21 protein-coding genes are annotated in these 21408 nt (G+C 41.1%); 10 read left to right on the top strand and 11 right to left on the bottom strand.

Annotated features, from left to right (window positions below; all coding sequences use genetic code 11):
- The 6 genes from HC728_RS20425 to galE all read left to right on the top strand — a co-directional run.
- On the top strand, positions 1-238 hold a 238-nt coding region (locus HC728_RS20425; protein WP_190395856.1), incomplete at its 5' end, for a transposase.
- Positions 239-395: 157 nt separating this feature from the next.
- Entirely contained in the window at positions 396-833 is a 438-nt protein-coding gene (locus tag HC728_RS18370) for an ISAs1 family transposase (protein WP_190395866.1), read from the top strand.
- Positions 834-1063: 230 nt separating this feature from the next.
- Positions 1064-2128: a UDP-N-acetylglucosamine--undecaprenyl-phosphate N-acetylglucosaminephosphotransferase gene (gene wecA / locus HC728_RS18375; protein ID WP_190395857.1), complete on the top strand. Its 1065-nt coding sequence runs from the start codon at positions 1064-1066 to the stop codon at positions 2126-2128.
- 405 nt (positions 2129-2533) lie between these two features.
- Positions 2534-3700, top strand: coding sequence for a nucleotide sugar dehydrogenase (locus HC728_RS18380; protein WP_190395858.1), 1167 nt, complete (start codon positions 2534-2536; stop codon positions 3698-3700).
- Positions 3701-3916: 216 nt separating this feature from the next.
- The gene (locus tag HC728_RS18385) at positions 3917-4870 is read left to right on the top strand and encodes a DHH family phosphoesterase (protein ID WP_190395859.1); all 954 of its coding nucleotides are present in this window, start codon (positions 3917-3919) and stop codon (positions 4868-4870) included.
- Between the two features lie 175 nt (positions 4871-5045).
- Positions 5046-6053, top strand: a complete 1008-nt coding sequence (gene galE / locus HC728_RS18390) for a UDP-glucose 4-epimerase GalE (protein WP_012532835.1) — start codon at positions 5046-5048, stop codon at positions 6051-6053.
- A 577-nt stretch (positions 6054-6630) separates the two neighbouring features.
- On the opposite strand, the gene gpmM is transcribed toward galE, so the two are convergent.
- Positions 6631-8163, bottom strand: coding sequence for a 2,3-bisphosphoglycerate-independent phosphoglycerate mutase (gpmM, locus tag HC728_RS18395; RefSeq protein WP_017018388.1), 1533 nt, complete (start codon positions 8161-8163; stop codon positions 6631-6633).
- A gap of 171 nt (positions 8164-8334) precedes the next feature.
- The gene (locus HC728_RS18400) at positions 8335-9678 is read right to left on the bottom strand and encodes an MATE family efflux transporter (RefSeq protein WP_190395860.1); all 1344 of its coding nucleotides are present in this window, start codon (positions 9676-9678) and stop codon (positions 8335-8337) included.
- A gap of 434 nt (positions 9679-10112) precedes the next feature.
- Between HC728_RS18400 and HC728_RS18405 the strand changes: the two genes are divergently transcribed.
- Together HC728_RS18405 and groL are read left to right on the top strand one after the other, a co-directional pair.
- A complete protein-coding gene (locus tag HC728_RS18405) occupies positions 10113-10403 on the top strand; it encodes a co-chaperone GroES (RefSeq protein WP_005417156.1) in 291 nt (96 codons plus the stop codon).
- Between the two features lie 77 nt (positions 10404-10480).
- Positions 10481-12127: a chaperonin GroEL gene (gene groL, locus HC728_RS18410; RefSeq protein ID WP_005417158.1), complete on the top strand. Its 1647-nt coding sequence runs from the start codon at positions 10481-10483 to the stop codon at positions 12125-12127.
- A gap of 245 nt (positions 12128-12372) precedes the next feature.
- On the opposite strand, the gene HC728_RS18415 is transcribed toward groL, so the two are convergent.
- Together HC728_RS18415 and tpiA are read right to left on the bottom strand one after the other, a co-directional pair.
- Entirely contained in the window at positions 12373-12723 is a 351-nt protein-coding gene (locus tag HC728_RS18415; protein WP_190395861.1) for an endonuclease domain-containing protein, read from the bottom strand.
- Between the two features lie 361 nt (positions 12724-13084).
- Positions 13085-13855 carry a triose-phosphate isomerase gene (gene tpiA / locus HC728_RS18420; protein ID WP_011261058.1) on the bottom strand — a complete coding sequence of 257 codons (771 nt, stop codon included), beginning with the start codon at positions 13853-13855 and terminating at the stop codon, positions 13085-13087.
- A gap of 268 nt (positions 13856-14123) precedes the next feature.
- Here tpiA and HC728_RS18425 point away from each other — a divergent pair, with 268 nt between their 5' ends.
- A complete protein-coding gene (locus HC728_RS18425; protein ID WP_012532744.1) occupies positions 14124-14468 on the top strand; it encodes a 5-carboxymethyl-2-hydroxymuconate Delta-isomerase in 345 nt (114 codons plus the stop codon).
- 14 nt (positions 14469-14482) lie between these two features.
- Here HC728_RS18425 and HC728_RS18430 read toward each other — a convergent pair whose 3' ends face one another.
- Together HC728_RS18430 and glpX are read right to left on the bottom strand one after the other, a co-directional pair.
- Positions 14483-14836, bottom strand: a complete 354-nt coding sequence (locus HC728_RS18430) for a DUF3135 domain-containing protein (RefSeq protein ID WP_012532863.1) — start codon at positions 14834-14836, stop codon at positions 14483-14485.
- Positions 14837-15451: 615 nt separating this feature from the next.
- A complete protein-coding gene (gene glpX / locus HC728_RS18435) occupies positions 15452-16459 on the bottom strand; it encodes a class II fructose-bisphosphatase (RefSeq protein ID WP_072055610.1) in 1008 nt (335 codons plus the stop codon).
- Between the two features lie 366 nt (positions 16460-16825).
- Between glpX and zapB the strand changes: the two genes are divergently transcribed.
- The gene (zapB, locus tag HC728_RS18440) at positions 16826-17068 is read left to right on the top strand and encodes a cell division protein ZapB (RefSeq protein ID WP_005417172.1); all 243 of its coding nucleotides are present in this window, start codon (positions 16826-16828) and stop codon (positions 17066-17068) included.
- A 495-nt stretch (positions 17069-17563) separates the two neighbouring features.
- Here zapB and rraA read toward each other — a convergent pair whose 3' ends face one another.
- The 5 genes from rraA to HC728_RS18465 all read right to left on the bottom strand — a co-directional run bounded on the left by rraA (position 17564) and on the right by HC728_RS18465 (position 21405).
- Positions 17564-18061, bottom strand: a complete 498-nt coding sequence (rraA, locus tag HC728_RS18445; RefSeq protein WP_005417181.1) for a ribonuclease E activity regulator RraA — start codon at positions 18059-18061, stop codon at positions 17564-17566.
- A gap of 124 nt (positions 18062-18185) precedes the next feature.
- The gene (locus HC728_RS18450) at positions 18186-19094 is read right to left on the bottom strand and encodes a 1,4-dihydroxy-2-naphthoate polyprenyltransferase (RefSeq protein WP_012532699.1); all 909 of its coding nucleotides are present in this window, start codon (positions 19092-19094) and stop codon (positions 18186-18188) included.
- A gap of 82 nt (positions 19095-19176) precedes the next feature.
- Positions 19177-20046 (bottom strand): phosphoribulokinase, encoded by an 870-nt coding sequence (locus HC728_RS18455; protein ID WP_011261063.1) that lies wholly within the window; start codon positions 20044-20046, stop codon positions 19177-19179.
- A 102-nt stretch (positions 20047-20148) separates the two neighbouring features.
- A complete protein-coding gene (locus tag HC728_RS18460) occupies positions 20149-20391 on the bottom strand; it encodes a YheU family protein (protein ID WP_012532745.1) in 243 nt (80 codons plus the stop codon).
- Positions 20392-20436: 45 nt separating this feature from the next.
- A complete protein-coding gene (locus HC728_RS18465) occupies positions 20437-21405 on the bottom strand; it encodes a hydrolase (RefSeq protein WP_190395862.1) in 969 nt (322 codons plus the stop codon).
- Between the last annotated feature and the right edge of the window lie 3 nt (positions 21406-21408).

A 21408-nucleotide genomic window follows, 5' to 3' on the forward strand; every position in this document is an offset into this window, starting at 1 on the left:
CTTTGCTCATGCTGTTCGTGGTCATTGGGGTATAGAGTCGATGCATTGGTCTTTAGATGTCAGTATGCGAGAAGATGAATGCCAAATATTACTTGGAAATGGTGGTCAAAATTTCGCACGTTTTCGTCATATAGCGCTTAATTTACTGAAGAAAAATAAAGGCAAAGACAGCGTAAACTTAGCTCAAATGAAATCATTAATGAATGATGAGTACAGAGAAAAGCTAATGTTTGGTTAAAAAATGTTCATGCGTTTGCCGTGGTAATTCAGGTCTGACGCATGTATAAAGAGCAGTATTTTTCAGAAATCTAGGTGAAATTTTTAAAAATTACTACTGATGCTAAAGACGCAATAGTGATGATTGATGCAATGAGCTGCCAAGTTGAAATAGCTCAATAAATCATTGTTCAAAAGGAGAGTATCTTCTTGCGATTAAGAGAAATCAAGGGAGATTAAACGAAGCGTGTAATCAACATTTAAATGCTGTTGCTTTAAGTAAGTATGATAGTCCAAGCTATGCTACAGAAGAAAAAGCACACGGTAGAACAGAGAAAAGAATGTACTTCACGTGTGAACCTTTCGATGATTTTGTGGATTTAGCAATGGGATGGCCAGAGTTAAAAACACTTGGTATTGCTGTTTCACATCGAATTGAAGGAAATGATAAAACCGGTGAAATAAACATTAATTACTATATCTGCTCTGCTGAATTAGATGCCGAAAGTTTTGCTCACTCTGTTCGTGGCCATTGGGGTATAGAGTCGATGTATTGGTCTTTAGATGTCAGTATGCGAGAAGATGAATGCCAGATATCACTTGGAAATGGTGGTTAAAACTTCGCACGTTTTCGTCATATAGCGCTTAATTTACTGAAGAAAATAAAGGTAAAGACAGCGTAAACTTAGCTCAAATGAAATCATTAATGAATGATGAGTACAGAGAAAAGCTAATTTTTGGTTAAAAACGTTCATACGCTTGCCGTGGCGCTTACATTTATTCAAAAATAAAATTACGTTATTATACATCCCGTAAATTATCATACCTTAATTAAGATTTTCTCATTATGTCCCAAATATACCTTGAATTGGCTTTTACTTTCTTTATATCTCTCTCAATCCTTTTTATGATGAGAAAGATAGCCCAAAGAATCAATCTTGTTGATAAACCCAACGAACGTAAGCACCATACGGGAGCAATCCCACTTGTTGGCGGTATATCAATTTGTATTGCTTTCATGCATTTCTTGACGTCACATCCTGATTTACTACCAAATACTAATTTGTATTTGTTCTCTATTTTTATTCTAACTTTAGTTGGAGCTATTGATGATAAAGTTGATCTCAGTTTTAAAGTTAGATTAATTATTCAAGCTGGACTATCTGTCGCTATGATGATGATTGCAGATATTCAATTACATCAACTTGGTAATATGTTTGGTTTTGGTCAAATGAATTTATCTGATGTTGGTCTAGGATATGTAATTACAGTATTGGCTGTGATTGGTGCTATTAATGCATTTAATATGGTCGATGGTATTGATGGTCTTCTTGGTGGGTTGTCAATTGTTACCTTTACAGGGCTAGGCTCTATACTTTATTTTGATGGGCAGTCAAATCTAGCTTATTTATGTTTGGTATTAATTGTCATTATCCTTCCATATGTACTGCTTAACCTTGGTGTGTTTACTCGTCGTTATAAGGTATTTATGGGGGATGCTGGCAGTATGCTTATTGGCTTTACTGTAATTTGGTTCTTATTATTAGCAAGCCAAAATGGTACTAAAGCACCGCTCCGTCCAGTGACAGCATTATGGTTAATCGCGGTTCCATTAATGGATATGGCTGCAATTATGATACGCCGTGTACGTCGGGGGGATTCACCATTTAAGCCAGATAGAGAACATTTACATCATATTTTCCAACGCTTAGGATTTAGTTCATTGCAAGCTTTGTTAATTATTTGTGGTATTGCAACAGCCTATGCTGCATTTGGTATCTACGGTGAGATGGTAAATATCCCTGAGTATGTGATGTTTTATTTGTTTATTGGTTGCTTTGGTGTTTACGCATTGTTGTTGAGTAATGTCTGGAAGGTGAGTGCTAAGATACGAGAGTGGCGAGGGATTTAGGAAGAGTGTAAAGCAGGACGCTTCGCTGCGAGAGGCGGGGATGGACTGCGTCCTCGAGGGGCGAGTAAGAGCAAAAAAGCGAGTACCCCTGAAACCTTTGCGCGTAGCGTTCTGAATCCTAGTTTTTTATCACCAACCCCTCCCAGCCTCCCCTTATATTGATATTTTTAGGCAAGTGACTATATCGATAAAAGGGAGGAGCTATATTGTGAGTGCGGTAACTCTAGCCTGCACCTCTGAAATCTGCCAGCGAAGCGATCTGAGCTCTGCTTTGTTTTGCTCTCCTTAAGCGTAGCGTCTCTAGGACGAAGTCTGTCTTAAGCGAAGCGCCCTCAAGCAACTTGTTGCGTCTGCTCCATTCCCTTATAATCACACCAGATAAATTTCCTTATAGGATAAATAATAATGAAAATTGCCATTGCAGGTACAGGTTACGTTGGCTTATCAAATGCAGTTTTACTCGCACAGCATAATGAAGTGATTGCGGTTGATATCATGGCTGAAAAGGTTGGGTTAATTAATAACAAGCAATCTCCAATTTCTGATGTAGAGATTGAAGATTTCTTAGCGAATAAAGAACTAAACCTAACTGCTACTTTAGATAAAGAGTTGGCTTATAAAGATGCCGAATATGTGGTGATTGCAACGCCAACCGATTATGATCCTGTGACTAACTACTTTAATACGGGCTCGGTTGAGGCAGTAATTAAAGAGGTTATAGCAATTAACCCAAATGCGGTAATGGTTATTAAGTCTACGGTTCCTGTTGGTTATACTGAGCGTATTAAGCAAGAGTTAGGGAGTGAGAATATTATTTTCTCGCCTGAGTTTTTACGTGAAGGGCGAGCCTTGTTTGATAACCTTCACCCATCTCGCATTATTGTGGGTGAGCAATCTGAGCGAGCTCAGGTATTTGCTGATTTATTGGTTGAAGGGGCGATAAAAGAGAACATTGAAGTATTACTGACGAATTCGACTGAAGCTGAGGCTGTTAAGTTGTTCTCGAATACTTACCTTGCGATGCGTGTTGCTTACTTTAATGAGTTGGATTCTTATGCTGAGGCGCATGGTTTAGACGCTCGTCAGATTATTGAAGGCGTTGGTTTAGACCCTCGTATTGGTAATCACTACAATAATCCATCATTTGGTTACGGTGGTTACTGTCTACCAAAGGACACTAAGCAGCTATTAGCGAATTACCAAGAAGTGCCGAATAATATTATTGGTGCAATTGTGGATGCTAACCGTACTCGTAAGGATTTTGTTGCTGAATCTATCATGAAACGTAACCCAAAAGTTGTGGGTATTTATCGTTTAATCATGAAAGCGGGTTCTGATAATTTCCGAGCTTCTTCAATTCAAGGCATTATGAAGCGCTTGAAAGCCAAAGGCATTGAAGTTGTCGTTTATGAGCCAGTATTAAAAGAAGCGGATTTCTTTAATTCTCGTGTGATTGAAGATTTGGCTGAGTTTAAGCAAGTGTCTGACGTGATTGTTTCAAACCGTATGATGGAAGAGTTATCAGACGTTGAGAGTAAGGTTTACACTCGCGATTTGTTTGGTAGTGACTAAAATTAGGGATGCTTCGCTGCGAGAGGCGAGGACGAACTTCGTCCTATAGGAGCGAGTAAAGACTTAAAAGTAAGAGCGGACATGACTGGTTTGGTTGTGTCCGCTTTTTTATTTTTGGTTTTATAGGAGCGAAGCGGTCTAGTTCCTAGTTAGCGAAGCGTATAGTTTTTAGTCATGCTATATTATTCAAAAATAAATAAGGCAATGGATTGATACATGAACTACGACATCTTCAATGGTGATGCCGATGGCATTATTGCACTTCTTCAACTTCGATTAGTTTATCCTCAAGAATCAGTATTGGTTACAGGTGTTAAACGTGACATTAATTTAGTAAAGAAAATCGATGTAAAACCAGAAGATAGTTTAACGATTTTAGATATCTCTATGGAAAAGAACATGGCGGCTCTAGAATTTGCCTTGGAGTCTGGCGCTGAAGTGTTTTATGCGGATCATCATAGATGTGGTGATATTCCTGAGAATGAAAATTTATCTTCTCATATCGATTTAGATGCAAATACGTGCACTGCATTAATTATTGATAAATTATTGAATGGTCAGTTTCATGAGTGGGCAATTACGGCTGCGTATGGCGATAATTTAATTGCTAAAGCCGACGAGTTAGCTGATACCGTTGGTTTATCTTCTGAGCAAAAATCTCAGTTAAAAGAGCTTGGGACATTAATAAACTATAATGGATATGGGGCAAAAATCGATGATTTGCACTTTGACCCTGCTGAGTTATATCAAGCATTAAGACAATATTTGTCGCCATTTGATGTTATTGAAGATAAAGCATCACCTTTCTATCAATTGCAAAGTGCTTATCAATCGGATATGAATCATGCATTATCTATAGAGGCTCTGCACAAAAGTGAGAAACTGGCTTTGTTTGAGTTACCAAATACTGCGTGGGCTCGTCGAATCAGTGGTGTTTATGGTAATCTTTTGGCTAATAGATCACCAAATTCATCGCATGCGGTGATAACGTTGAACGATGATGATACTTATACTGTCTCTTTACGAGCACCGTTAAATAATAAGCAAGGTGCAGGAGAGATCTGTAGCTCGTTTGCAACCGGTGGTGGTCGAGAAGCTGCTGCTGGAATTAATGCATTGCCAAAAGAGAAGATCGCTGAGTTTATTCAAGTGGTTGAAGGGAAGTATTAGAGTGAAACTAGAAACTATACGCTGCGCTAACTAGAGACTATAGGTGCAGGTATAGCTGGTGTAATAATTAAGCCTATCAGTATAGGTGCTTTTGATTTTATAGTCTCTAGAGCTAAGCGTTCTAGTTAGCGCAGCGTATAGGCTATTATCAAATTATTTAAAATAGAGAAATATAATGAATATTTTAGTCACTGGCGGAATGGGTTACATCGGTAGCCACACATGTGTGCAAATGATTGAGGCGGGCTTAACGCCGATCATTTTGGACAATTTATACAACAGTAAAGAAGTTGTACTTGACCGTATTGAAGCTTTGGTTGGGGTAAAACCTAAATTTTATCAAGGTGATATTCGCGATCCAAAAATCTTAGAAACCATCTTTGCTGAAAATCAAATTGATAGCGTGATTCACTTTGCTGGATTGAAAGCCGTTGGTGAGTCTGTTGAAAAACCAATTATGTATTACGATAACAATGTATCGGGTACCTTGGTTTTAGTTGAAGCGATGCGTAAAGCGGGCGTGAACAGTATTGTATTTAGTTCATCTGCAACGGTTTATGGTGATCCTGCATCAACACCGATCCGTGAAGATTTCCCAACATCAGCGACGAACCCTTATGGCCGCAGTAAGTTGATGGTAGAAGAGTGTTTGACGGATATCCAAAAAGCACATCCTGAAATGAGTGTAACGCTATTACGTTACTTTAACCCTGTTGGTTCTCATAAATCAGGCACTATGGGTGAAGACCCTCAAGGTATTCCAAATAACTTGATGCCATTTATCTCTCAGGTGGCTGTTGGTCGTCGTGAATTCTTATCTGTATTTGGTAATGATTACCCAACGGTTGATGGTACTGGCGTTCGTGATTATATTCATGTGGTTGATTTGGCTGATGGTCATTTAGCAGCACTAAAATACAAAGGCCAAGAAGCGGGTTTACATATCTATAACCTAGGCACGGGTAATGGTAATAGTGTTCTTCAGATGGTAACGGCATTTGAGAAAGCTTCTGGTGCGAAAGTTCCATATAAGATTGTCGATCGTCGTCCTGGTGATATTGCAGAATGTTGGGCTGATCCAGCAAAAGCTCGTGAAGAGCTGAAGTGGGAAGCGAAACTGTCTCTTGATGATATGACTGCGGATACATGGCGTTGGCAGTCGAATAACCCTGAAGGGTATTAGGAGCAGGGCGCTTTGCTTTGAGATACGAGGACGGGCTTCGTCCTCGAGGGACGAGTAAGAGCAAGATTTCAGGATTCAGATCGGTCGCAGGCTCCCTTTTAGGGTTCATGGGTGATCGTGGTGGTTGCAGTGAGCACGGTACTGTTCCTCCCCTTGATAGATGTACTGTTGAGATTAGAGATGTTGATATAAGGGGAGGCTAGGAGGGGTTGTTAGTGATGGAGTTTAGTTTGTCTTTATCATTAAATATGGTGTAACCAACCCCCTCTAACTTCCCCTTGTATTGACGGTATCGATCTCATCGCTATAGCGTTTAAGGGGGAGAACCTTCTTTGGTGCAGTTAGTTCCGCTCACACCTCTGAATTCTGCAAGCGAAGCGATCTGAACTCTATTACCTCTAAAATAAAAATGCCCACAGGCTACAAACCTGTGGGCATTTTTATTTTAGTATTCATAGAGGCTAGAAACTATATGCTGCGCTAACTAGAGACTATAAGAGCAAAAGCGAATACAGCTTTTGCTTTTGATTTTATAGAAGCGAAGCGGTTTAGTTTCTAGTCAGCAAAGCGTATAGTTCTATTTAAAAAGAACTTCACCAGACATCTCAGCAGGAATTGCTGTATCTGTTAGTGCTAGCATCGTTGGAGCTAGATCAGACAGTTTACCGCCTTCTTTAAACTCAACCGCTTTGCTACCTACGTAGATTAGAGGTACTGGAAGGTTAGTGTGAGCTGTGTGAACGCCGCCTGTTTCAGGGTCGATCATCATTTCAGCGTTACCGTGGTCAGCCGTGATAAGTAGTTGGCCATCCACTTCTTTGATTGCGTCAACCACTTTACCGATACACTCATCTAGAGATTCAACTGCTTTAACTGCCGCATCGTATACGCCAGTGTGGCCAACCATGTCACAGTTAGGGTAGTTACAAACGATAGCGTCGTATTTACCAGACTTGATAGCAGCAACTAATTTTTCAGTTAGTTCAGGAGCGCTCATTTCAGGTTGTAGATCGTAAGTCGCTACTTTTGGAGAAGCAACTAGTTGACGTTCTTCACCTTCAAACTCGTCTTCAATGCCGCCATTGAAGAAGAAAGTAACGTGTGCATATTTTTCAGTTTCAGAAATACGTAGTTGAGTTTTACCTTCTTTAGATAACCACTCACCGTATGTGTTTTCTAGAGACGCAGGAGCGAATGCACAAAGAAGAGGGATATTTGCTGCGTATTGAGTCAGCATAACAAAATCGATTGCTGGGAATACGTTACGAGCAAAACCATCGAAATCAGGAACGAATGCACGTGTAATTTCACGAGCACGGTCAGCACGGTAGTTCATGAAGATAACTGCATCACCATCAACGATAGCTGCTGATTCTTCGCCTTCCGCTTTGATTTCAGTTGCTTGTACAAACTCATCGTTCTCTTCACGAGCGTAAGCCGCTTCAAGACCTTCAACTGCTGTTGCAAAAGTAAATTCAGCTTTTGCTTCCGTCATTAGTTCGTAAGATTTTTGTACGCGATCCCAGTTGTTGTCACGGTCCATTGCGTAGTAACGACCAATTAGAGAGGCAACACGGCCTTTACCTAGTTTAGCGAATAGCTCTTGGAAGTTTTTCAGAGAGTTTTCAGCTGAACGTGGTGGTGTATCACGACCGTCTAGGAAGCAGTGTAGGTAGATTTTCTCTGCGCCACGCTCTGCTGCCATTTCAACTGCAGCGTAGATGTGATCTTCATGAGAGTGAACGCCACCTGGAGACATAAGACCCATGATGTGAACAGCTTTGTCTGCTTTAACTGCTTTGTCGATAGCGTTTACAAGTGTTTCGTTTTGTTGGAACTCACCATCAGAAATTGCTTTAGTGATACGAGTAAGGTCTTGATATACAACACGGCCAGCACCGATGTTTGTGTGACCTACTTCAGAGTTACCCATTTGGCCATCAGGTAGACCAACGTCCATACCTGATGCAGAAATTAGCGTGTTTGGTTGATTAGCCATTAGGCCATCAAGAACTGGAGTGTTTGCGTTTGTAATTGCGTTATCTGCTTGAGTTTCACGGTGACCGTAACCATCAAGAATAACTAGAGCCATAGGCTTCTTAGCTGACATAAAGGTGTTCCTCGTCAATAACTTAATAAATTCGAATAAATAACTTTGTGTAATTTTACTACAAAGTTTGAAAATGGGCCAGAGACTATACGCTGTGCGAACTAGAGACGATAAGGTCAAAAGCGAGTATGGTGCAGCTCTTGCTCTTATAGAAGCGAAGCGGTCTAGTTTCTAGTTAGCGAAGCGTATAGTTTTTAGCATTCTTGTTCTCGCATACCAAAACGCACTAATACCACCCATCACATTTCCCATTGCAATCCCGATAAATAATCCCTCCATTCCATAAATTTGGCTGCCAATCCATGCGGTTGGTAATGTAAAAACAAACAACCTCATAAAGCTCCAACTGAAAGAATATAACGGTTTTTTCATTGCATTTAAGCTACTTACTAGCACCATAACGATACCTTGAAAGCCGTAGCTAAATGGAACGCAAATAAGGTACATCCACAAACCGTGTTGAACTGCATCGTCTTGACTAAATAAGTGAGAGATCGGAATGCTAAGTGGAACAATCAGAATATAAAGAAATAGCTGAAAGGCGACAGAGAACTTAATGGCTAGAAATATTGCTTCTTTGACACGTTCAGGCTGTTTTGCACCTAAGTTCTGAGCCACTAATGGGCTAAGTGATGACGTTAATGCCATGATAACCAGCAGCATTAATGATTCGACTCGTTGTGCAGCACCATAAGAAGCGACAGCAACGGTCCCTTGACTCGCAAGCATCATCATTAAAATCGCCCCTGATATTGGGTTTAGAGCGTTAGATAATGCGGCAGGGGAACCGATAGTTAAGATCTGTTTCCAATCAGAAATAAGTGTATTTTTATTTGGTAGAGCAAGCAGTTTTACTTTATGAGTGAGTACATAGAATGAAGCGATAAGAGCACCAAACCAACTGATCGCACTTGCAATAGCAGCACCTTGAATTCCAAGCTCAGGGAAGGGGCCATAACCAAAAATAAGTAGCGGATCGAGAATGCCGTTAATTAGCCCCGCTAGCATCATAATTTTGGCTGGGGTTTTGGTGTCACCTGTGGCTCTAATTGCGCTATTACTCGACATCGGAATAACGAGTAAAGGTATGGTTAGGTACCAAATAGACATGTATTCATCGATAAGAGGAAGTAATTTGTCTTCAGCACCGAGAAGAGTAAAGAGTGGGTCGATGGTGAAGAACCCGAGAACACAAGCAATCAGAATTAAGCTGATGGCTAAGATTAAGCCATGAGTCGTTAACTCTGCAGCATGTTTACTATGGTCTTCACCAAGTAAGTGACCTATGGATGCTGACAAGCCAACACCAATCCCCATGGTGATGCAGTTTACTGCAAAGGTGACGGGGAAAGTAAAACTCACTGCAGCTAAAGCATCGGTGCCGAGTAAGGAGATAAAAAAGGTATCCACCAAGTTGAATAGCAGAATGGCGACCATACCAAAAACCATAGGCGTCGTGAGGTTACGAAGCACGTCGCTGATAGGTTGAGTTAGTAAACCGTGTTTATCTAGCATGGTTTTCTCGTGTGGTGGTGGGATGGCTAGTGTATAGGAAATAGGGGCGAGATTCGAGGGATTAGGGACTAGGAAGAGCAGGATTCAGGTTTTAGGATTCAGGGCGCTGCGCTTGCAGGTTTCAGAGGTGAACAAGGTGACTATAGCGATCACAATACGGTTCCTCCCCTTGATTGATGTATTGTTGAGATTAGATATGTTGATATAAGGGGAGGTTAGGAGGGGTTGGTAGTGATGAGCTAGGCTTCAGGCCGCTACGCTTGCAAGTTTCAGGGGAACTCGCTTTTGATCTTCCTGAAACCTGAAACCTCGTTTCTTCTTCAAAAAATTAGCGCTAGAGCCCTTGCAATCAATCCCCCACATCCCCATTAATAAATCAAAGCCAAATTATGGCACCTTATTCTTAAATGGAAAATTATCAGGAGAGACGTCCCATGAATATCCGTCCTTTACATGACCGTGTAATCGTTGAACGCCAAGAAGTTGAATCAAAATCTGCAGGTGGCATTGTACTAACTGGTTCTGCTGCTGAAAAATCAACTCGCGGTACGGTTTTAGCTGTTGGCAAAGGTCGTATTTTAGAAAACGGTACGGTTCAGCCTTTAGACGTAAAAGTAGGTGATTCAGTTATTTTTGCTGAAGGTTACGGTACTAAATCTGAAAAGATTGATGGTAAAGAAGTTCTGATCATGTCTGAAAATGACATCATGGCTATTGTTGAATAATAAGCACTCGTTGAGTAATTCGTTTTTCGAATTTTATTAACTAAATAAATTAAAAGATTTTTAAAAGGGAAATAAAGATGGCTGCTAAAGACGTTAAATTTGGTAACGACGCACGAATCAAAATGCTAGAAGGTGTAAACGTTCTGGCTGATGCAGTAAAAGTAACATTAGGCCCTAAAGGTCGTAACGTTGTTTTAGATAAATCATTTGGCGCACCAACTATCACTAAAGATGGTGTTTCTGTTGCTCGTGAAATCGAACTTGAAGACAAGTTCCAAAACATGGGTGCACAAATGGTTAAAGAAGTGGCATCTCAAGCAAACGATGCGGCTGGTGACGGTACAACAACAGCAACAGTTCTTGCTCAAGCTATCATTACTGAAGGTCTAAAAGCGGTTGCTGCTGGCATGAACCCAATGGATCTTAAACGTGGTATCGACAAAGCGGTTGTAGCTGCTGTTGAAGAGCTAAAAGCACTTTCTGTTCCTTGTGCTGATACTAAAGCGATTGCACAAGTAGGTACTATCTCTGCAAACTCTGACTCAACAGTGGGCAACCTAATTGCAGAAGCGATGGATAAAGTAGGCCGTGATGGTGTTATCACAGTTGAAGAAGGCCAAGCGCTGCAAGACGAGCTAGACGTTGTTGAAGGTATGCAGTTTGACCGCGGTTACCTATCTCCATATTTCGTAAACAACCAGGAAGCGGGTTCTGTAGATTTAGAAAGCCCATTCATCTTGCTTGTTGATAAAAAAGTATCAAATATCCGTGAACTACTTCCAACGCTAGAAGCAGTAGCAAAAGCATCACGTCCTCTTCTTATCATCGCTGAAGATGTAGAAGGTGAAGCACTTGCAACTCTAGTTGTGAATAACATGCGTGGTATCGTTAAAGTTGCTGCGGTTAAAGCACCTGGTTTCGGTGACCGTCGTAAAGCAATGCTACAAGATATCGCTGTACTGACTGCAGGTTCTGTAATTTCAGAAGAGATTGGCCTAGAGCTTGAAAAAGTCGTTCTTGAAGATCTTGGTCAAGCTAAGCGTGTAACTATTACAAAAGAAACGACAACTATCATTGACGGTTCTGGTGAAGAGACAATCATCCAAGGCCGTGTTTCTCAAATTCGTCAACAAATCGAAGACGCAACATCTGATTACGATAAAGAAAAACTTCAAGAGCGTGTAGCTAAGCTAGCTGGCGGTGTTGCAGTAATCAAAGTTGGCGCTGCTACTGAAGTTGAGATGAAAGAGAAGAAAGACCGTGTTGAAGATGCACTTCACGCAACTCGCGCAGCGGTTGAAGAAGGCGTTGTAGCTGGTGGTGGTGTTGCACTTATCCGTGTTGCATCTAAAGTAGCTGGTCTTGTTGGTGATAACGAAGAACAAAACGTAGGTATCCGTGTAGCACTTCGTGCAATGGAAGCACCTATTCGTCAAATCACTAAGAATGCCGGTGAAGAAGATTCAGTTGTTGCTAATAACGTTAAAGCGGGTGAAGGTAGCTACGGTTACAACGCGGCAACTGGCGAATACGGCGACATGATCGAGATGGGTATTCTTGACCCAACTAAAGTAACGCGTTCTGCACTTCAGTTTGCTGCATCTGTTGCGGGTCTTATGATCACAACTGAAGCAATGGTAACTGATAAGCCACAAGACTCAGGTTCTGCAATGCCAGATATGGGTGGCATGGGCGGAATGGGTGGTATGGGCGGCATGATGTAAGCCATCCCCATAAACCAATTCGCTTGATAGCGTAATGTGTTTGAAGAACCGAGGCAGAGATGTCTCGGTTTTTTTATGCGTGGGAAAGAGCAGGGCGCTTCGCTTATAGGATTCAGGTTTCAGGAAGAGCCGGTTTTAGAGGTGATCGTTGTGATAACAGCGATCACAATACGGTTCCTCCCCTTGATTGATGTATTGTTGAGATTGGAGGTGTTGATATAAGGGGAGGTTAGGAGGGGTTGTAACTAAATATACTTTTTTATACAAAGAAGCACATTTTCACAGTTATCTAAAACATCTTGATTAGTAAATCTAACAACTCTTATTCCTAAGTTTTTTATAAACAAGTTTCTAATTTCATCATACTTCTGAGCTTCAATAGATAAATGGCTATCACCATCAAGTTCAATGACTAACTTTCTTTCACTACAAAAGAAGTCAACAACATACTTTCCAATTCCATGTTGCCTTCTAAATTTAACTCCTAATTGCTTCTTTCTTAAATAGAACCATAATTTTTTCTCTGCATTTGGCATATCATTTCGTAAGTTTTGTCGTAGTGTGCAGTATTTCTTCTGATTAAAAATATTCGGCATATTGATTACTTATAGAAAAATTAGTATCAATAAACAGTAAGGGATAAGAAATCAATAGGATGAAAAAATCAGAGTAATTGCGATCATATTCAAAGTTACTTATTAACAACCCCTCCTAACCTCCCCTTATATCAACATAGTCAATCACAATACATTATTACTCAAGGGGAGGAACAGTATCGTGATCGCTGTGATTACAGCGCCCACCTCTGAACCCTGCAAGGGAGCTTGCGACCGATCTGAAACCTGCTCTTAAAACAAAAAAAACCGCAGATGCTTTCACATCCACGGTTTCAAATTATTCACAGAACCAAGTTTTCCTCGCCCTAGAGCGAAGCGTTCTCGTTCCTATAATCTATAATTAAGCTTTTGCTTCAGCTGCTGCTTTAGCGATAGCTGCAAAGCTTTTCGCGTCAAGAGCTGCACCGCCAACTAGAGCACCATCGATGTCTGGTTGTGCGAAGTAAGCTGCAGCGTTTTCAGGCTTAACAGAACCGCCGTATTGGATAACAACGTTCTTAGCAACTTCTTCAGATTTCTCAGCAATGTGAGCACGGATTTGAGCGTGGATGCGTTGTGCATCTTCAGCTGTAGCTGCTTTACCAGTACCGATAGCCCAGATTGGTTCGTAAGCGATGATTGCGCCGTTTAGAGCGTCAACGCCTTGAGTGTTGATAACTGCGTCGATTTGACGTGCACATACTGCAACAGTTTCACCAGCTTCGTTTTGAGCTTCAGATTCACCGATACAAAGAACAGGAGTAAGACCGTTTTCTTTTAGGAAAGCGAATTTCTTAGCAACGAACTCGTCTGATTCGTTGTGGTATTCACGACGCTCAGAGTGACCGATGATGATGTGAGTTGCACCGAACTCTTTAAGCATAGCTGGAGACATGTCGCCAGTGAATGCACCGCTGTTGTTTAGATCAGTGTTTTGAGCACCTAGGATGATTGCGCTACCAGCTTCAGTAAGCGTACGCTCAGCAAGGTCTACAAATAGTGCAGGTGGAGCAACTGCTACGTCTACGCCTGTAACGCCTTCAAGTTCAGCGTTAAGACCGTTTAGTAGTTCAACAACCATTTCTTTGCTGCCGTTTAGTTTCCAGTTACCCATAACTACAGGATGACGCATAGGATTCTCTCCAATTCAAATTAATGTAAAAAACTTGCGTAAAAATATAACAGATTTTGCGACAGATTTAGTGTCTAAAATCATTTTTATACCTCATTTTAGTGCTTTTATTTCGGAATGCGAAAAATTATGAGCTGTAATGTAGAAATAAATGGCAGATTTTAAGTGTGATTACTTAGGCACTTTTCTATTGAGGATATTGTAACTAATTCACTTTCACTGAATGATGGAAAAGTAATCATTTTGGGTACATTAAAAGGACGTTGTTATGCCGCACTTAGTTATGGAATATTCAAATTCAGCAGAAGATAGGCTTAATATGCAGGGCTTATTAGAAGACTTGCATCAAGTGGCTATTGCCTCAGGATTGTTTTCAGCAAAAGATGTGAAATCAAGAGCGGTAAGAGTGCATTCTTGGCTTGTTGGAGAGCAGGGAAATAGCGTCGACTTCATTCATATTACGTTAGAACTATTAGAAGGAAGAAGCTCTGAGCAGAAGAGGGAGTTAAGCCGTGCATTAATGGATGTGCTTGCTGAACAAGCCAGTCACATTGATAGCTTAACTATCAACGTGCGTGACATGGAAAATGAGAGCTTTCAAAAAATAGGTTAGAGCTTTCGTCTTACCTAATGCTTAGTATTATTTGATGGGCGAGAAGTGGCGTTAGGAAATTGAATAATATCTGCAGCTTGATGCTCATCAATGGGTTTGTTGAGTGAATCAGCAAAGCGAACGAATTGCTTTCCAAGCTCTCGCCCTAGAAGAATATTTACATGATTTGGGTTGTTGCCTCGCTCAATAATTCGTTCAATATGACTTTGCTGTGCAAGCAGTGGCCCTTGATGTTCTTCCGGAACACTTTCAATAAACTCCATACTTAGTTGATGACGTAATGCTTCCAGTTGTTCTGGATCTTTTTCTGCTAATGCTTTTAGCTCATCAAATGAGGGGATGGATAGGTTGCGATGTGATTGTGGCATAAACTGATTCCTTGTTTTTGCTTTTATAGATTCAGCTTAGTTGAAGTTTTCAGGTTTTGAGAAAGTAGAGCTGGGGGGATTGAATGGGAGTCTCGCTTTTGAGATTGGGAGGCGAGGGGCGAGAACGGACTTCGTCCTGCGAGAAGCGAGTGAAGGCAAGAGCAAGGTTTCAGGGGATTCGCTGTAATTACAGCGAACGAGATACAGTTCCTCCCCTTGATAGATATATCGCTGAGATTAGTGATGTTGATAGAAGGGGAGGCTAGGAGGGGTTGTTAGTAATGAATCTTGGTTTATCTGAATGACAATAGTATGCATAACCAACCCCCTCTAACTTCCCCTTGTATTGACTATGTCTATTTCATAACCCTAACGATTAAGGGGGAGAACCGTTCTTTGCTACTCTAACCATAGCAATCATATTCAGAACTGAGCACTCGCTCTTAGCTCTTTCTCACCCCTGAACCCTGCAAGGGAGCCTGCGACCGATCTGAAACCTGAACCCTTTAAAATAAAAAACCGCAGATGCTTTCACACCCACGGTTTCAAATTTATCGCAGACCTCGGCTTTTTCTCGCTCCTTAAGCGAAGCGTCCTCGCCTCTAGTCCCTGCTCTTAAAGAATAATATCTCTAATCTCAGCGTCTTTACGCTCTAAGTAGTGAATCGACTTAATACGACGAATCGTACGACAACGACCACGAATAAGTAGCGTTTCAGTTGTCGCAATATTACCTTGGCGAGTAATGCCTTCTAGTAGGTCACCTTTAGTGATACCAGTTGCTGCAAATACAACATCATCACTACGTGCCATGTCTGTCATCTTTAAGATAACGTTCGCTTTTACGCCCATTTCTTCACAACGTTTAAGCTCGGCTTCACCGTGGATACGGTTTTCTTCTGTATCGCCTTTAACTTCATGACGAGGAAGAAGGCGTGCTTGCATGTCGCCATCTAGTGCACGGATAACTGCAGCAGAAACCACACCTTCAGGTGCTCCACCGATACAGTACATAACGTCCACTTCGCTATCAGGCATACAAGTTAGAATAGAAGCTGCAACATCACCATCTGGCACAGCAAATACACGAACGCCCATCTTCTGCATGTTTGCAATTACTTCATCATGACGAGGTTTAGCCAGTGTTGTCACAACAAGCGTTTCTAATGGTTTACCTAATGCTTTTGCAATATTTACTAGGTTTTCTTCTAGAGAAAGACTTAAATCAATTGCCCCTTTTGCACCAGGACCAACAACCAATTTTTCCATGTACATATCAGGTGCTTTTAAGAAACTGCCTTTTTCACCAGCAGCCAATACAGCAAGAGCGTTTGATTGACCCATCGCAGTCATGCGAGTACCTTCGATTGGATCAACCGCGATATCAACAGCATCGCCACCTGTACCTACGTTTTCACCGATGTATAGCATAGGTGCATCATCGATCTCACCTTCACCAATAACAATCTCACCACTGATATCAGTTTTGTTCAGAAGAGTACGCATTACTTCAACAGCTGCACCGTCAGCAGCGTTTTTATCGCCACGGCCAAGCCATTTGTAACCAGCCAGTGCGGCACCTTCAGTAACTCGAGAAAAAGCCATTGCTAAATCGCGTTTCATAATTGCTCCGAATAAATCGATGAATAAGTAAAAATCGAGGGGATTTTAGCATAACAAAAAGGGAAACGTTTGCTTTTTCCCGCGAGAATGAAATTTTTTCAGCGAAGAATAAAAATATCAAGGAGCTAAAGGTGTGGTTTAATTCAAATAACGAAGGTAAATACCTAGTTTTGGTATGTAGTTCGTTTTAATCTTAAGAAAGTACGTCAGATGTTGGTAAAAACTGCTGCTTTTTTGTTCATATGATGCAATTTAATGAATAACACTATGGCAGAATTACAATTGCTGAGTAGAATAGAAAACAAGTTTGTAGTGAGTAATAAATTCGCTACATATTCAATGAAGAATATAGTTAAGGTGGCAGGAATGTCTTTAGAAATATTAGAACAACTAGAAGCTAAAGTTCAGATGGCAGTAGATACAATCGCACTGCTACAAATGGAAGTTGAAGAATTAAAAGAAACGAACGCAGCGCTAACTCAAGATCTTGAGCAAGCAAACAACGGTCGTTCAGAAGTAGAACAAGAAGCTCAACGTGCACGTGATGAGCAAGCTCAATTTGAAGCTCGCATCCGTGGTCTACTTGGTAAAATGGACGAAGTAGAGTAATAGAGCAGGGACGAGAGGCGAGGACGCTTCGCTCGAGGAGCGAGGAAGAGCTAAGTTCTGTGAATTATTTTGAAACCGTAGGTGTGGAAGCATCTACGGTTTTTTTATTTTAAGAGCAAAGTTTAGGTTTCAGATCGGTCGCGAGCTCCCTTGCAGGGTTCAGAGGTGGTTGCTGTAATTAAAGCGATCACAATTATAGTTCCTCCCCTTGAACGATAGATTATTGAGATCGGTGATGTTGATATAAGGGGAGGTTAGGAGGGGTTGCTAGTGATGAGTTTTGGTTTATCTGAACGACAATAATATGCATAACCAACCCCCTCTAGCTCCCCCTTGTATTGACCATACTGCTTTCATAGATTTTGGTATTTAAGGGGGAGAACCATTCTTTGTTGCAGTAGCAACAACGCTCATCTCTGAATTCTGCAAGCGCAGCGATCTGAACTCTGCTCTTCCTGAAACCTGAAACCTCGCTTTCTCGTCCCTTAATCTTTTTTACTCTTCCTCACCCATCTCTTCTAGCGGCTCTTGAGAGATAATCACTCCAGTCGAATCCGCGTAAAGATGATCTTCAGGTAAGAAAGTCACACTACCAAAGTTAACCGCAACATCCACTTCACCAATGTTTTGTCTTGCTGCACCAACAGGAATAGAAGCGAGAGCTTGAATGCCAATCTCAATCTCTTCTAGGTAATCCACTTCACGGACACAACCATAGATAACTAAGCCTTCCCAACCATTGTGGGCTGCTTTTGCTGCTAGGTCAGCATCGACTAAAGCACGACGTAAGGAACCGCCGCCATCAACTAATAAAACACGACCTTCGCCTTTCTCTTCTAATAGTTGATGAATCAGACCATTATCTTCAAAACATTTAATTGTTGTGATTTGGCCTGAAAATGATGTCTTAGCGCCAAAGTGGCTGAACATCGGTTCAACAACATCAACTTGATCTAAATAGATGTCACAAAGTGCTGAAGTATTGTATTCCATAGTGAAACTTACCTTTTATTGGTGTTTGTAACTGTTCAATATACGTGCTTTTTTAGGCAATACTATGACAAACCGCAAATTTATCCTGATTTACTTAGGTCAGTGAGATAAGCCGCTTTCGTTTTTAAACGGATAAGTACAAGCCAACAGCAAATAGTACATTGGTAAATAGTGCGCATTGCACAACGGTGCCCATCATAGGTCTGATTGCTTCACCATTTGGAGCTCGCATTACTGACATAACATGATTGAAGACGAAAGGTGCAATTGCTAAAAATAACCAACCAGTTAGTGAATGAATTTGAGTCGCACTAAAAACAGCAAGACAGATAAAACTCGCGGCCATTAATACAGCATGATATTTACGACCCCAGTTTGCGCCCATACGAACGACCAGTGTCATTTTTCCACACGCTTCGTCATTTTCTATATCACGTAGGTTATTAATATTTAATACTGCGACAGCTAATAAACCACAGGCAGTCGCTGGTAAAAATAGAGCAGAAGATAAGTGACCTGTATGAAGGTAATACGTACCAGCAACCCCTAATAAACCAAAAAAGATAAAAACAGAGATATCCCCTAAGCCACGGTAACCATAAGGCTTATCACCCATGGTATAAGCAATAGCAGCGCCAATAGCTAATAACCCAAGAGCGATGAATCCAATAATATCCATGGTTTGGTGTAATGAGCTAAATACTAAAATTAAGCCACTAATGATCGTCAGAACAATATTAATGCCAATGGCTTTTTTCATTGTTTCTTGCGTTACAAGGCCGGTTTGCATTGCTCGTTGTGGACCAAGGCGCTCTTCGTTATCTGTTCCTTTCACTGCATCGCCGTAGTCATTTGCCAGATTCGACAATATTTGCAATAACGTTGCGGTGATAAATGCCATTAACGTGATAGTAAAAGAGGCGTGGTTATTCCAATATGCCAAAACAGAGCCTGTCATGATTGAGGCTAGGGCAAGAGGTAGTGTTTTTGGACGAGCGGCGCTGAGCCAAATGGAAAAAGGAGAAGTTTTCATAGCATCGCAAAAATAGTGAATAGAGTCTCTATTATTCACTATTTTTGGAAGAACCCCAAATTTGGCGCAGAAGATAGCGAAATTAATTTATTTTCCCAGTATCAATTAGCTGCTGAAGTAGTGGTCTAATAATTAACTCCATAGCAAAGCTCATTTTGCCTCCGGGAACAACTAGCGTGTTATGACGAGACATAAATGAACCATCAATCATTGCTAATAAGTAAGGAAAGTCAACTTTACTCAACCCCCTAAAACGGATGACAACAAAGCTTTCATCTAAACTCGGAATGCCTTTTGCGTTGAGTGGGTTAGAGGTATCTACGGTTGGTACTCGTTGGAAGTTAATATGAGTTCGAGAAAATTGTGGAGTAATGTAATTTAAATAATCATCCATTGAACGAACGATTGAGTCCATTACGGCTTCACGAGAATGCCCACGATCACGAGTATCGCGAACAAATTTCTGTATCCATTCTAAGTTTACAATTGGCACCATGCCGATAAGTAAATCCACATGTTGAGATACGTTTATGTCACCATCAACAACGCCACCGTGTAGACCTTCATAAAAAAGGACATCGGTATCATCGGGTAGGTCTTGCCATGGCGTGAACGTGCCAGGCATTTGATTAAAAGGAACCGCTTCATCGAAAGTATGTAAATAGCGACGATATTGACCCGTTCCATCTTCTCCGTATTGACGGAAAAACTGCTCTAGTGCCGGAAAGTCATTTGCTTGAGGACCAAAATAACTGATGTGCTTACCTTGTTCTTTTGCTTTACGGATCTCCACATCCATTTCAGGACGAGTGAAACGATGGAAACTGTCCCCTTCAAGCCAAGATGCTTTTATGTCCATCATATTGAACATTTTTCGAAATGCTTCAGATGTGGTGGTAGTGCCTGCTCCGGATGACCCCGTTACGGCAATAATTGGATGTTTTGCTGACATGACAAACCCTGTCTAATTTCCTTATTCTCGTCGGATGTTATAACAGGGTTGCTAAAAATGATACTGTTCGGTTTGAAAATTGTGAGTATCTTGGTGAGTCTATTAGTCGTAATTATGGTTGGTTAAATTAGGATTAAAGCGAGCTTTGGTTTGAATATCAACGGTTTCATGAAGTTCGGAAAAGACCACCATTGCTTCACCATTTTTCAATAGAACTTTTATTTGATCTACTTTTTCTTGATGGCTGATTTCAACTTCACCGTAATCTGTCCCTTCACGTAATACAAATTCAGAAATTAAGTTTTCTAATGTGTCAGGAGCGATGTCTTGCCAAGGAATGATCATACTACTTATCTCATCCATTAAATGAATTGCCAATAGGCGCTAAAGTTAGAGAATTTTTTGGAACCAGTGGTTAACGGTACTTTCTAACCAAAAATTGGGCTTAGTGATAGATCCGTTAATAAAACCTACATGACCACCGTGTTCTGTTAGTTGATAGTGTACACAGTTAGGCAGTGGATGAGTAGGTATCACCGCATTTGTCATAAACGGGTCGTCTTTTGAATGAATAATTCGAGTAGGGATGTCGATACGATCTAAAAACTGTAAACCACTGCATTGTTGATAATAGTCTTGCGCGTGAGCGTAACCATGCATTGGTGCTGTGATGAGATTATCAAAGGTGATTAAATCAGGTATGGCTTTGATCATCTCTTTATTTAAACCAACAATCTCTTTACGAGAGGCGTTGAGTTTTTTAATGCTGTTGTTTTTTAATGATCCTAATAAATAACCCTGATACAAACGAGAAAAACCTTGTTGAATACGTTCAGAGCAGGCGCTTAAATCCAGAGGTGCAGAGATAACCGTTGCGGCGTTCAGTAGGGTATCGTTTTGATATTTGGCGAGGTAGTTTACTAGCATATTACCGCCAAGAGAGATCCCGGTGGCGACCTTTTCTTGATTAGGGAAGCGAGCACCCAACATCTCAATAAAAAAACGTGCGTCTTCGGTTTCACCTGAGTGGTACGCTCTTACTAAACGGTTAGGCACATCACTGCAACCACGAAAGTGCATCATCACACCAAGCCAACCTTGCTCTTTTGCAGCGGCTAATAATCCATTGGCATAAGGGCTGTCGAAACTGCCTTCTAAACCATGAAAAAGAATAAAAAGCGGTTTTTCTCCTGCTTTATTTGGGTTTTCACTCCAAGCGAGATCAACGAAATCACTGTCTGGTAACTCAAGGCGTTGCCAATACGCATTAAACAATGGACTACGACGCAGAAAGCGAGGAAGCAGTGTCTGAATATGAGCGTTAGATAAACCGGTAGCCGGTGTAAAGTTATCCATCATCTT

The organism is Aliivibrio sp. S10_S31, assembly GCF_014694495.1.
GTDB lineage: Bacteria > Pseudomonadota > Gammaproteobacteria > Enterobacterales > Vibrionaceae > Aliivibrio > Aliivibrio fischeri.